Below are 12,809 nucleotides of genomic sequence, written 5' to 3' on the forward strand. Positions count from 1 at the left end.
CTTACGGTGGCGTTGACCAGACTTTCCGGGCATGGGGTGTTTGTACTTTCTTAAATGCGTCGGACAGATCTTTGTGCATTCGATCGAATCGGCTTCGAACCTCCGCACTGTCAAATCGCAAGCTGAGATTGGGAACAATGCGGTCGAAGTCTAGGAACGCGATACTGCGTCCCTGGGACTGGGCGTGCTTCGCTCTGCTAGTAACGGCGGCGGGGGCAAGGATGAAAGGCTGAAGGTCATCGGGCATGTAATGCTCATTCAACCCACCGCGCTTGTAGCGGAAATTGAGATACCCCTCGTCCAGGAATATCTGGGAAAAGTGCATCGAGTTGGCATGGCGTCCAATGTTGGAGAGTTCTGTAGCACGAAGTCCACTGACTATGAACTCCTCAGGCTCCTCATCGCCGGCGGGAACGATGATGTCTACGTATCGCAAACCCAAGCGCTCGACGTGCAGATCCGGTACGAGGGCCTCAAACATGCCCAAGATCGTGGAGAGCCTTTCTGCAAACGCGGGGTAGTCCCGATACGCAGTGGCATTGAACACCAGTCCGTCTTCCAGTATTAGGAAGCCCGCCTGATTCGTGGCATCGCCAAATTGCCAGCGATCAACCTGCTTAGTTTTGATTCCAGCAGCACCAATCTCCAGCGCGTGGATCTTGGTCTCAGCGAATGTGGGATATTCGCGGCGGACCGCGTCCTGTATGGCCGGGATGCGATCTCGCATCGACAGGTGCCGACTGAACACGACCTGCGCGAGAACTAACGCCAGAGGCGCATTAGGAAGCTGGCCTAGTGAAGCCCTCCTCACGGCGATCACCATCGCCCCTCCGCGATATTGGCAGCACCCATTGGGTGATAACTTTACACGAAACTTTACATTCGGAAGTGACCCATTCAGAGAGTCATGATTTTCCCGTAAAAACATAGGTTTAAGCTGATGACCGCGAATCGGGGAGCCGGCATATGAATAGATATCCTGCCAACGCCGCTTATCGTAAACGCATGATTTTTATATTGTTATTCGTCAATACGCCTCTTTGTGAATAGATAGATGAATAGATAAATGAATAGATAAGCGAATAGAAGACGTTCGTCGGACCGGCTCAGCCCCGTCAATCTAGAGGAAGCCCAGCACCCACCCCGGCAACACGCTGATCACGATTCCCGCGGCGAGGCACAGCGCGCCTGCGCCAAAGGCCGCGAGGCCCGGGCCGGCGTGGCTCGTCGGGTGCGGTTCCTCGTTCATGAACAGGTACTGCACGACGCGCAGGTAGAAGTAGATTCCGATGTAGCTCCCGACGAGGCCGAGCACCGCGAAGAGCGTGTGGCCCGCGGCGATCGCGTTCTTGAAGATGAGGAACTTCGCGACGAAGCCGGGGAAGGGAGGCAGCCCCGCGAGCGAGAACATCGCGATCGCGATGAGGATCGCCGCGTACGGGCGGCGCCGGAAGAGGCCCGCAAGATGATCGAGGCGGTCGCGCTGCACATCGTCGGCGTGCGGCGGGAGGGCGGCGAACGCGAGGAGATTCATCACGCCGTAGGCGAGCACGTAGAAGGCCACCGCCTGGAATCGCAGCGCCCCATCGCCCAGGAATGCATAGAAGAGGTAACCGGCGTGCGCGATCGACGAGTACGCGATCATCCGGCGGAAACTCTGCTGGCGCATCGCAGCAAGGTTGCCCCAGACGATGGAGGCGAGCGGCAGCACCGCGACCAGACCGAGCAGGGGACCGGTGAGCGGCGCGGCCCCGAAGAGGCGCACGGCGGCGAGCAGCACGCCGGCCTTAACCAGCACCGCCATGAATGCCGTCACCGGCGCGCTCGCGCCTTCGTACGCGTCAGGCGCCCACGCATGGAAGGGAACGACCGCGGCCTTGAGGAAGAAGGCGAGCAGCACGAGGGCCGAGCCCGCGAGTGCGAGCGGCTCGCCCGAACCCAGTGCACGCGCGAAGGTGGCGAGCTCGAGCGATCCGCTCCAGCCCAGCAGGAGCGATGCGCCCATGAGCAGCGTCGCGCTCGCAGCACCCCCGAGCACGAGGTACTTCAGCGCCGCCTCCGCACTTTCGGGGCGCTGGTAGGCGAGCAGCACGAGCACGTACACCGGAAGCGAGAGCAGCTCCACGCCGAGGAAGAGCGTGAGGAAGCTGTCGGCCGAGACCATCAGGCACGCGCCGTAGAGCGACGAGAGCGCGAGGATGTGGAACTGGCGGCTCGCGAACGCTTCGCGCGAAAGCAGCAGCGCGGGCACGGCGAGCCCCAGCATGAGCGCCTTGGCGAGCAGTGCCGCGGGATCGACCGAGAGCTGTCCCGGGAACGGCGTGGCCGAATAGCCGTCGGCGGCGAGTGCCAGGGCCGCGGCGCACGCCGTACCCACGACGGCGATCGCGAAGGCCATCGCCGCTCGCGGCTTGCCCGCGATCACGTCCATCGCGATCAGCGTGAGGATGCCGGCGAGCAGCAGGTGCTCGGGCAGCAGCGAAGTGAAGACCAGGGACACGTTCATGGCGTGCCCCGCAGTGCGACGGGCGGCGCGGGCCGGCCAGCGGTGACGAGCTCGCGATACTCGCGTGCGGCCTGCTCCGTGGCGCGCATCGGCTCGGCGGGGAAGAGGCCGAGCCAGAACACCGCGGCCACGATCGCGGCGAGGATCGATTTCTCGCGAAGGTCGAGATCGACGGAAGGCTGGTGGGGCGCGCGCGCCGCGCCGAAGAGCAGGCGCTGCGCGAGCCAGAGCATGTAGAGCGCGCCCAGCACGACGCCCGAGACCGCGGTCACGGCGAGGACCAGCGGCAGCGTTTCACCTTGCGCGGCGAGCGGCCACGCGGTGCTGAAGTAGCCGAAGAGCGCGAGGAATTCGCCGGTGAAGCCGCTCGTGGTGGGCAGCCCGATGGAAGCGAGGGTGAGGATCGCGAAGAACACGGCGTACGCGGGCAGCAGCTTCGCGAGCCCGCCGTAGGCGGCGATGTCGCGCGTGTGGCAGCGCTCGTAGATCATCCCGACCATGATGAAGAGGCCGCCGGCGACCAGGCCGTGGCTCACCATCTGCATGATCGCGCCCTGGATGCCGAGCAGGTTGAAGCTCGCGAGCCCGAGCATCACGTAGCCCAGGTGGCTGATGGACGAATAGGCGATCACCTTCTTGATGTCGGTCTGCACGAGTGCGAGGCACGCGCCGTAGACGATGCTCACGACCGCGAGGGTCGCGATCACGGGGGCGAGCATCTGCGTGGCCAGGGGAAAAAGCGGAAAGCCGATCTTCATGAATCCGTACGTGCCCATCTTGAGGAGCACGCCCGCGAGGATCACCGAGCCCGCGGTAGGCGCCTCGACGTGCGCGTCGGGCAGCCACGTGTGCAGCGGCACGATCGGCACCTTGATCGCGAACGACAGGCCGAAGGCGGCGAGCAGGATCGTCTGCACGCCCAGCGGCAGGTTCGCCGCGCCCTGCAGGTCGGTGAATGCGAACGACGTGATGCCGCCGGCGGTCGAGAGGCTCACCACGAGGTAGATCACGGCGGCGAGCATGAGGATGCTGCCGAAGGCGGTGTAGAGGACGAACTTGAGGGTCGCGTAGATGCGCCGCTGCCCGCCCCAGATGCCGATGATGAAGAACATCGGCACCATCATCGCTTCCCAGAAGAAGTAGAAGAGGAAGAGGTCCTGCGCGACGAACGCACCGACCATGGCGAACTGCGTGGCGAGCACCATCGCGTAGAAGAGCTTCACGTGGCGGTCGATCGCGGTGAATGCGCTCGCGACCACCAGCGGACCGAGGAAGGCCGTGAGCAGCACCAGCAACACGTTGTTGCCGTCGAGGCCCACCTGGTAGTACACGCCCCACTGCGCGATCCACGGCAGCCGCGTCTCGAACTGCAGGCCTGCGCGCGCCGGGTCGAAGCACGCGTACAGCCACACGGCGAGGGCGAACTGCAGCGCCATCGTCACGAAGGCGATCGCGCGCACGAGGTCCGCGCGCGTCGCGGGGGCGCGCGTGAGCGCGACGATGCCGATCACGGGCAGGAAGAGCAGGAGGTTGAGGGCGAGGGCTTCACGCATGGCGAAGCGTCCACCAGAGCGCGCCCGCGAGGCCGGCGAGCACGAGGAAGGCGTAGAGGTGCAGGCTCCCGGCCTGGACGCGTCCGAGAACGCGCGCGGCGCGCTGCCCGAGCGCGGCGATCGCATGCAGCGTGCCGTCGAAGAGCCGCTGGTCGCCCCACTGCAGGAAGATGCGCTCCGAGATCCACATGAGCGGCCGCAGGATGAAGCGTTCGTAGGCCTCGTCCACGTAGTACTTGCCGGCGAGCACGCGGTGCAGTTGCGGGAAGGCGGCGCGTACGCGTTCGGCGCGCGCCGCGCCCGATCCGAAGAAGTACGCCGCGAGTCCGAGCCCGGCGAGCGCGATCGCAATCGAACCGACGAGCACGGCCATGTGGAAGCGCGCCATGCCCTCGGCCGCCGCGGGCAGCGGCAGCTGCGCCTCGAGGAAGTGCGGGATCGACACGAAACCGCCGATGGCCGAGAGCACCGCGAGGACGACGAGGATCCCGGTCATCGACGCGGGCGACTCGTGCACGTGGTGCTCGACCTCGGCGGTCATGCGCGACTTGCCGAAGAACGTGAGCCAGAGCAGCCGGAACATGTACACGGAAGTGAGCAGCGCCGTGAAGGCCATGAGCGCGAAGAGCGCGGGCGAGCCGCCGCGTCCGCTCGCGAGGGCGAACCACATGATCTCGTCCTTGGAGAAGAAGCCGGCGAGCGGCGGGATGCCGGCGATGGCGGCGGTGGCCACCGCGAAGGTCGCGAAGGTCACGGGAATGCGCCGGGCGAGGCCGCCCATGCGCGCGACGTCCTGTTCGCCCGAGAGCGCATGGATCACGCTCCCCGCGCCGAGGAAGAGGCAGGCCTTGAAGAACGCGTGCGTATAAAGGTGGAAGACCGCGACACCGTAGGCGCCCACGCCGAGCGCCACGAACATGAACCCGAGCTGCGAGAGCGTGGAGTACGCGAGCACCTTCTTGATGTCGGTTTGCACCAGCGCGATCGTCGCCGCGAAGAACGCCGTGGCCGCGCCGATCGCGGTGACGACGGCGGACGCTTCGGGCGCGATGAGGTAAATGCCTGAGAGCCGCGCGACCAGGTACACGCCGGCGGTCACCATCGTCGCGGCGTGGATGAGCGCGGAGACCGGCGTGGGGCCGGCCATCGCGTCGGGCAGCCATACGTGGAGCGGGATCTGCGCCGATTTTCCGCTCGCGCCGATGAAGAGGAGGATCCCCACGAGGCTCGCCGACACCGCGGGAGGCGAGGCGCCGAGGAACGCGGCGTTGATGCGGTCCATGTCGAGCGTGCCCACCGCCGAGTAGAGGACGAACATGCCGAGGAGGAACCCGGCGTCCCCGATGCGATTGGTGATGAAGGCCTTCTTGCCCGCCGCGGCCTTCGCGGGATCGTCGAACCAGAAGCCGATCAGCAGGTAGGAGGCGAGCCCCACGCCCTCCCAGCCGACGAAGAGCACGAGGAGCGAGCGCCCGAGCACCAGCATCAGCATGAAGAAGAGGAAGAGGTTCAGGTACGCGAAGTAGCGCGCGTAGGAATCGTCGTCCTTCATGTAGCCCGTCGAGTAGACGTGGATCATCGAGCCCACGCCCGTCACGATGAGCGCCATCACGGCGGTGAGGCGATCGAAGTAGAACGCGATCTCGAAGGTGTCGGCGCCGGCCGCGAACCAGGTATAGACGGTCTCCACGAGTGGCGCGCCGCCCGCGGCGCGCAGGTCGAAGAAGCATTTGAGCGTGACCGCGAACGCCGCGATCGGCAGGCCGCAGCCCACGAAGGTCACGAAGCGCTTGCCCAGGCGGTTGCCGAGCAATCCGTTGAGCAGGAAGCCCGCGAGCGGCAGGAGCACGATCGCGGTGAGGAGGGATGTCTTCACGGCGCTCATCCGCGCAGCTCCGAGAAGGCCGAGGCGTCGGTCGTGCGCCGGCGGCGCACGAGCAGCAACACGATGGGAATGGCGATCGCGATCTCGGCGGCGGCCACGACGAACACGAGGAACACGAGGACCGTGGCGGCCGCGGGGTCGCCGCGCTGCGCGTGCACGACCAGGCTCAGGTTCACGGCGTTGAGCATGAGCTCCATGCACATGAGCATCACCAGCACGTTGCGGCGGATGACCACGCCCAGCAGGCCGATCACGAACATCGCGACACTCGCCCAGCCGAGGAGCTGAAGGCTAGCCACGGCGCGCCCTCCCGACTTCGACCACGGCGAGCGCGCCCACGACGGCAGCCACCAGCAGGACGGAGACCACCTCGAAGGCCACCCAGTACTCGTTGAGGAAGACGACGGAGAACGCCTGCACGCCGAGCGCCTCGCCCGCGACGAACGGTGCGAGGCCCTGCCACACCTCGTGGCCCAGGAAGGCGAGCAGCGCCGCGGCGCCGATCGCCGCCGGCCACAAGAATGCCGTGTAGCGCCGGGCGTAGGAGGCGTCGCGCACGTCGAGCAGCATGATCACGTACACCATGAACACCATCACGGCGCCCACGTAGATCAGGACCTGGAAGACGGCGACCGCGTGGGCGCCGAGCATCGCGTACACGCCGGCGAGGGCCAGCATGGCGGTGACGAGTGCGAGCGCCACGTGCATCGGATGGCGCAGTGCCAGCATCGCGGCCGAGGACGCGAGGGCGAGTCCGAGAAAGGCGTAGAGCAGGAAGGCGTCGATCATCGCTTCGCTCCGTCCTTGCGCGGATTCCACGTGAGCAGCTCTTCCTTGCCGAGCCACAGCGTGTCGCGGTCGAAGGTGGGCAGATCGGGCACTTCCTTCAACATGCGGATCGCATCCTCGGGGCAGGCTTCGACGCACAGCCCGCAGAAGACGCAGCGCGAGTAGTCGATCTCGAAGCGCGCGGGGTACTTCGGGTGCAGGGGGTCCGTGGGGTCGAACGCGGCCTCGATCTCGATCACCTTCGCCGGGCACACGGTCGCGCACAGGTTGCAGGCGATGCACTGGGGCTTGCCGTTCTCGCGCTGCACGAGGATGTGCTTGCCGCGGTTGAGCGGCGCGTAGTCGGCGCGCGTCTCCTCCGGGTAATAAGTGGTGAGCGCGCCCTTGCGGCCGGTGATCCAGCGCCACATGTTGCGCGTGAAGATGCTGCCGGTGACCCACAGCCCGCGCGCGATCTCGAACACGTAGGCGCGTTCCCACCAACCCATGGTGGGCGAGTTCCAGTACTGCGGGCGCTTGTAGGGTTTCATGCGCGCTCCATCGCCCAGAGGACGACGACCGTCACGGCGAGGTTCGCGAGGGCGAGCGGGAAGAGGATCTTCCACGCGAAGCGCAGCAGCTGGTCGTAGCGGAATCGCGGCAGCGACCAGCGCACCAGGATCTGGAAGCTGCACACCGCGAGCACCTTCGCGAGGAAGGTGCCGAGCTGGATGAGCACCGCGGCTGCGTGCGGCAGCGCGACGAAGTACCCGCCGGGGAAACCGAAACCCGCGTCGCTCATGTACGGCAGGTTGTAGCCGCCGAGGAAGAGCGTGGTGAAGAGCGCGCCGATGACCGCGATCTCGATGAACTCGGCGAACATGAACAGGCCCATCTTCATCGCGCTGTACTCGGTGTAGTAGCCGGCGATCAGCTCGCTCTCGGCCTCGGGCAGGTCGAAGGGGATGCGCTTGTTCTCGGCGATGGCCGCGGTGAGGAACAGGAGTGCGGCAAAGGGCTGCACGACGATGCCCCAGGCGGGGAGGAACCCCAGCACCACGCCCGATTGCGCCCGCACGATCGCGCCGAGGTCCACCGTGCCGTGCAGCAGCACGAGGCCCAGGAGCGTGAGTGCCAGCACGACTTCGTAGGAGATCATCTGCGAGCCCGCGCGCAGCGCGCCCAGCAGCGAGAACTTGTTGTCCGAGGCCCAGCCCGCGAGCATCGCGCCGATGATGGTGAGCCCGCCGAAGGCGAAGACCACGAGCAGCCCCGCGTCCAGGCGCGCGATCTGCAGCGGATAGGTGCGGCCCGCGAACCACTCGGCCAGCGGCGGGATCAGCCGGCCCGGATCGATCGTGCCGCCGAAGGGCACGACCGCGAAGACCAGCAGCACCGGCGTGAAGACCACCCAGGGCGCGATCGCGTAGCCCAGCGCATCGTGCGTGCGCGGGTGGAAGTCTTCCTTGAGCAGCATCTTCAGGCCGTCGGCCATGCCGTGGAAGAGACCGAGCCACACGAGCTTCACCTGCGTGAAGGGAATGCGGATGTAGGCGCGGTTCGCGCCGATGCGGTCGGACATGATCGCCGCCTGCTTGCGCTCCACCCAGGTGAGCACGGTGCCGAAGGTCATGAGCACGCCGAAGGCGTATCCCACGAGTCCCAGGACGATCACGAAGTCCTGGATCATGCGGCCGCCACGTTCGCCGCGGCGAGTGCCGCGAAGAGGTCCTCGGCGTGCGCCACCGAGTCGTCCTTTTCGAAGCACGCCTCGAAGCCGCTCACGGTGCCCTCGAAGTTGGTGTACGTCCCGCGGCGCTCGGTCTGGATGCTCACGGGAATGAAGACGTCGGCGCGCGCGTGCCCGGGGTTCTTCCACGCGTCGAGCACGATCGTGCGCAGGGACTGCGGCACCTGCGCGAGGTCGAAGCCCTCGCCCCACACGAGCAGCAGGTCGGTTCCCTCGGGCAGCGTGGAGCCGGGACCCCAGGCGGACGCAAAGTTCGCGAGCGCGCCGGTGCTGTTCGGATTCTTGTCGGCGCAGATGAGAATATCGTCGGCGACGACCTCGCCGGGTTCGGGCTCGCGGTCGCGCTTCACGAAGACGGTGAAGTGCCGGCCCAGGGCGGCGGCGAACGCGGCGAGCTCCTCGTTGGAGGCCCAGCTCGACACGAGTGCCACGGGGCGGCGCGCGCGCTCGATGAGCGAGCGTGCGCCCTCGATCGCCGCGGGAGTCGCGACCGAGAAGCCGGCGCATATGGCTTGCGTTGCGCGCTCGCGCTCGAAAAGGGGCGCGAGGTCGCGGCCCCTGTTGCAGATCCACGGACCGTTCACCGCGGGGTTGTCGCGCGGCGTGATGCGCTCGATGGCGCGGTTGTGGCGCGCATCGAGTGCCTGCAGCTTCCATTCGGGCTTGCGGTGCCAGAGGTTGACGGCGCAGCCGCGCGCGCAGCCCGGGCACACCGATGGGGTCGCCTTCAGGTACCAGACGCGCGACTTGTAGAGGAACGAGCGCGACAGCAGCGCTCCCACCGGGCACAGGTCGACCACGTTGTCGGAGTAGGCGTCCGTCTCGAAGGCGCCGTCGCCCGAGGCGCGCACGAGCGAGGTGTCGCCGCGCTGCACGATGCCCAGCGACTTCGTCTTCGAGATTTCGTGCGTGAAGCGCACGCAGCGCGAGCACAGCACGCAGCGCTCGTTGTCGAGCGTGATGCGCGACGACAACGCGTGGAACTTGGTGGCGTGCACCTTCACTTCGTGCGAGGTCGAGGGTGCGCCGTTGTGCTCGTAGTGGTAATCCTGCAGCAGGCACTCGCCGGCCTTGTCGCAGATGCCGCAATCGACCGGGTGGTTGAGCGTGGTGAGCGCGAGGATCGACTTGCGGTACTCGCGCACGATGTCCGAATCGGTGAGGACCTTCAGGTCCTGGGCGACGGGCATGTTGCAGGAGATCTCGACCCAGCTGCGGCCCTCGACCTGCACGGCGCACAGGCGGCAATTGCCCGCGACCGAGAGCTTCGGGTGCCAGCAGAATCCGGGCAGCACGATGCCGTTGGCCGCCGCCACTTCCATGACGGTCTGGCGGCTGTCGGCCTCGTAGGGAAGGCCGTCTATGTAGATGCGCGGCATTCGAGGTTCCCGTCGTGGCGCGAACGGCCGTGGGCGATGAAGTATTCGAACTCGTCGCTGAACTTCGCGAGGATCCCGACGGTGGCGTAGCCCGCGGCGTCACCCATGCCGCAGATCGTGTTGCCGTCGTTCCACGCGGAGATCTTCTTCAGCTGCTCGAGGTCCTCGGGCCGGCCGCCGCCCGCGACGATGCGGTCGATGATCCGGTGCATCCAGCCCATGCCCTCGCGGCACGGCGTGCACTGGCCGCACGATTCGTGGTGGTAGAAGCGCAGCAGCACCTGGAGCAGGCGCACCATGCACGTGCCCTCGCCGATCACGACCATGCCGCCCGAGCCCATGCCCGAGCCCACGGTGGCGAGCGCTTCGTTGTCGAGCGTGAGGCGGTCGACTTCCTCGCCCGTGACGACCTTGGTCGAGATGCCGCCGGGGATGATGGCCTTCACCTTGCGGCCGCCGGGCACGCCGCCGCAGGTGTCGAAGATGAATTCGCGGAACGCACCCCCGGGCTCGATTTCGTACACGCCCGGCTTGTTGATATGGCCGGAGATGGAGATGAGCCGTGTACCGGGGCTCTTCTTCGTGCCGGTCGCCTTGAAGGCCTCGGCACCGCCGTTGATGATTCCGGCGATGTTGGAGAGCGTCTCGACGTTGTTCACGACCGTGGGGCGCTGGTAGAGGCCGCGCACGGTGAGCCGCGGCGGGCGGTTGCGCGGGTAGCCGCGCTTGCCCTCGAGCGAGCTCAGCAGCCCCGAGGCTTCGCCGCACACGTACGAGCCCGCGCCGCGATAGACCACGAGGTCGCAAACGAAATCGGTTCCGAAGAGCGGCTTGCCGAAGTAGCCCGCGGCGTACGCTTCCTCGAGCGCGCCGCTGATCCGGCGCCACGGCAGGTCGAACTCGCCGCGGATGTAGATGAACGCGTGGCGCACCTGCAGCGCGTAGGCGGCGATCAGCATCGACTCGAGCAGCAGGTGCGGCGCGTTCTCGAGGATCCAGCGATCCTTGAACGTGCCCGGCTCGCCTTCGTCGGCATTGGCGCACAGGTAATGCGGCTGCCCGTCGCTGAGGTTCACGACCGACCACTTGCGACCGGCCGAGAAGTTCGCGCCGCCGCGTCCCTGGATGCCGCTCGCGGTGACCTCGGCGGTGACCTGCTGGGGCGTCATCTCGCCGAGCGCCTTCTCGATCGCGCGGTAGCCGCCGCGCGCGCGATAGTCGGCGAGCGTGTGCGAGGTGGGCGTCAACTCGAAGTTCATCAGCAGGCGCGCGCCCATCAATCGCCTCTGCGCTTCGAGTCGAGGAGGGCGTCGAGCTTTTCCGCCGTCATCGCCTCGTGGTAGCTGCCGTTCACGGCGACCATGGGCGCGGTGCCGCACGAGGCCATGCATTCGACGGTCGCGAGGCTGAACTCGCCGTCCGGGGTCGTCTCGCCCGGCCGGATGCCGAGCTTCTTCGACAGGTGGTCGATCAGCCGCTCCGCACCCAACAGCGAGCACGAGAGGTTGCGGCAGGCCTCGACGTGGCAACGCCCGACGGGCGCGCGCCGGAACTGGCCATAGAAGGAGAGGACTTCCTCGATTTGAATGCGCGGCACGCCGAGGTACGCGACCAGGCCTTCGATGTCGCTGTCGGCCACGAAGCCGCGCTCTTCCTGGATGCGGCGCAGGCACGGCAGCACGAGCGAGGAATCGAAGCCCTCGGGAAAGCGCTCGCGCAGCTTCTCGAATTCCGGGATCAGGTGCTTCATCGATCGCACTCCCCGCCGATCATGTTCACGGAGCCGAAGGTCGGGATGACGTCGGCGAGCTGGTAGCCCTCGAGCAGGCGGTGCACCCCGCCCATGTGCACGAAGCTCGGGCTCCTCACGTGCACCTTGTAGGGCGTGCCGCCGCCCACGCTCACGAGGTAGAAGCCGAGCTCGCCGTTGGGCGACTCGTGCGCGAGGTACACCTCGCCCGCGGGCACGGCGGGGCCTTCCATCACGAGCTTGAAGTGGTTGATGAGCGATTCGATCTCGGAGTAGACGAGCGCCTTGTCGGGAAAGGTGCAGCGCCGGTCGTCGACGTTGATCGGCCCCTCGGGGAGCTTGCGCATCAACTGCCGGATCATGTACACCGACTCGTCCATCTCGCGCATGCGCACGTAGTAACGGTCGTAGTTGTCGCCGTTGATGCCGACGGGCACGTCGAAGTCGAGCTCGGCGTAGGCGAGGTAGGGCGTGTCCTTGCGAAGATCGCGCGGCGCGCCCGTCGAGCGCAGGATCGGTCCGGTGAAGCCCCAGTGGATGGCGTCGGCCGTCGAGAGGGTGCCGACGTTGCGCGTGCGGTCGATGAAGATGCGGTTGCGGTCCATGAGCGCGTGCACGCGGCCGATGAAGTCCTCGTACTGCACGAGGATCTCGTCCAGCCGTGCGAGCCAGCCATCGGGCAGGTCGCGCGCGAGGCCGCCGATGCGGCCATAGGAATAGGTCACGCGCGCGCCCGTGAGCGCGGCCAGGTGCTCGTAGATGTAGTCGCGGATCATCACGAGGTACAGGAACGGCGTCATGGCCCCGAGCTCCATGAGCGAGGCGGCGATGCACGTGAGGTGGTCGGCCACGCGCGAGTACTCCGAGAGGAGCGTGCGCAGGTACTTGCAGCGCGGCGTGATCTCGACACCCATGAGCTTCTCGACCGCCGCGCAGTACGCGAAGTCGTTGATGAGCCCCGAGCAGTAGTTCAGGCGGTCGACGTACGGAATGAGGTTGTGCCAGGTGTGCGCCTCGCATTCCTTCTCGAAGCCGCGGTGCAGGTACCCGCAGTGCACGTCCACGCGCCGCACTTTCTCGCCGTCGAGGGCGGCGACCACTTGAATGGTTCCGTGCGTGGCCGGGTGCGAGGGCCCGAGGTTCACGACCACCGCGCCCCCCTCGGTGCTCGCGTCGAAAGCCGGGCGGATGGGGTTGGGCAGGGGCGCGTTCATGATG

General features: G+C 66.8%; 12 protein-coding genes. All 12 read right to left on the minus strand.

Going from position 1 to position 12,809, the window contains the following annotated elements; all coding sequences use genetic code 11:
- Position 1 precedes the first annotated feature (1 nt).
- Positions 2–823: a TIGR04255 family protein gene (locus DSM104440_RS05120; RefSeq protein ID WP_171160989.1), complete on the minus strand. Its 822-nt coding sequence runs from the start codon at positions 821–823 to the stop codon at positions 2–4.
- Between the two features lie 297 nt (positions 824–1,120).
- Positions 1,121–2,506, minus strand: coding sequence for an NADH-quinone oxidoreductase subunit N (locus DSM104440_RS05125; RefSeq protein WP_171160990.1), 1,386 nt, complete (start codon positions 2,504–2,506; stop codon positions 1,121–1,123).
- The gene (locus tag DSM104440_RS05130) at positions 2,503–4,059 is read right to left on the minus strand and encodes a complex I subunit 4 family protein (RefSeq protein WP_171160991.1); all 1,557 of its coding nucleotides are present in this window, start codon (positions 4,057–4,059) and stop codon (positions 2,503–2,505) included. Before DSM104440_RS05130 ends, DSM104440_RS05125 begins: the two co-directional genes overlap by 4 nt.
- On the minus strand, positions 4,052–5,935 hold the full coding sequence (gene nuoL, locus DSM104440_RS05135; RefSeq protein WP_212758209.1) for an NADH-quinone oxidoreductase subunit L: 1,884 nt from the start codon (positions 5,933–5,935) through the stop codon (positions 4,052–4,054). The genes DSM104440_RS05130 and nuoL overlap by 8 nt, the downstream gene beginning before the upstream one ends.
- 5 nt (positions 5,936–5,940) lie before the next feature.
- Positions 5,941–6,243 (minus strand): NADH-quinone oxidoreductase subunit NuoK, encoded by a 303-nt coding sequence (nuoK, locus tag DSM104440_RS05140; protein ID WP_246212096.1) that lies wholly within the window; start codon positions 6,241–6,243, stop codon positions 5,941–5,943.
- The gene (locus tag DSM104440_RS05145; RefSeq protein ID WP_171160993.1) at positions 6,236–6,733 is read right to left on the minus strand and encodes an NADH-quinone oxidoreductase subunit J family protein; all 498 of its coding nucleotides are present in this window, start codon (positions 6,731–6,733) and stop codon (positions 6,236–6,238) included. Before DSM104440_RS05145 ends, nuoK begins: the two co-directional genes overlap by 8 nt.
- A complete protein-coding gene (locus DSM104440_RS05150; protein WP_212758210.1) occupies positions 6,730–7,263 on the minus strand; it encodes a NuoI/complex I 23 kDa subunit family protein in 534 nt (177 codons plus the stop codon). The genes DSM104440_RS05145 and DSM104440_RS05150 overlap by 4 nt, the downstream gene beginning before the upstream one ends.
- Positions 7,260–8,402 carry a complex I subunit 1/NuoH family protein gene (locus DSM104440_RS05155; RefSeq protein ID WP_171160994.1) on the minus strand — a complete coding sequence of 381 codons (1,143 nt, stop codon included), beginning with the start codon at positions 8,400–8,402 and terminating at the stop codon, positions 7,260–7,262. The genes DSM104440_RS05150 and DSM104440_RS05155 overlap by 4 nt, the downstream gene beginning before the upstream one ends.
- Entirely contained in the window at positions 8,399–9,841 is a 1,443-nt protein-coding gene (locus DSM104440_RS05160; protein WP_171160995.1) for an NADH-quinone oxidoreductase subunit G, read from the minus strand. The genes DSM104440_RS05155 and DSM104440_RS05160 overlap by 4 nt, the downstream gene beginning before the upstream one ends.
- Positions 9,823–11,118 (minus strand): NADH-quinone oxidoreductase subunit NuoF, encoded by a 1,296-nt coding sequence (gene nuoF, locus DSM104440_RS05165; RefSeq protein ID WP_212758211.1) that lies wholly within the window; start codon positions 11,116–11,118, stop codon positions 9,823–9,825. The genes DSM104440_RS05160 and nuoF overlap by 19 nt, the downstream gene beginning before the upstream one ends.
- Positions 11,118–11,591 carry an NADH-quinone oxidoreductase subunit NuoE gene (gene nuoE, locus DSM104440_RS05170; protein WP_171160997.1) on the minus strand — a complete coding sequence of 158 codons (474 nt, stop codon included), beginning with the start codon at positions 11,589–11,591 and terminating at the stop codon, positions 11,118–11,120. The genes nuoF and nuoE overlap by 1 nt, the downstream gene beginning before the upstream one ends.
- Positions 11,588–12,805 (minus strand): NADH dehydrogenase (quinone) subunit D, encoded by a 1,218-nt coding sequence (gene nuoD / locus DSM104440_RS05175; protein WP_171160998.1) that lies wholly within the window; start codon positions 12,803–12,805, stop codon positions 11,588–11,590. Before nuoD ends, nuoE begins: the two co-directional genes overlap by 4 nt.
- Positions 12,806–12,809: the final 4 nt, after the last annotated feature.

Source organism: Usitatibacter palustris, from assembly GCF_013003985.1.
Classification (GTDB): Bacteria; Pseudomonadota; Gammaproteobacteria; order Burkholderiales; family Usitatibacteraceae; genus Usitatibacter; species Usitatibacter palustris.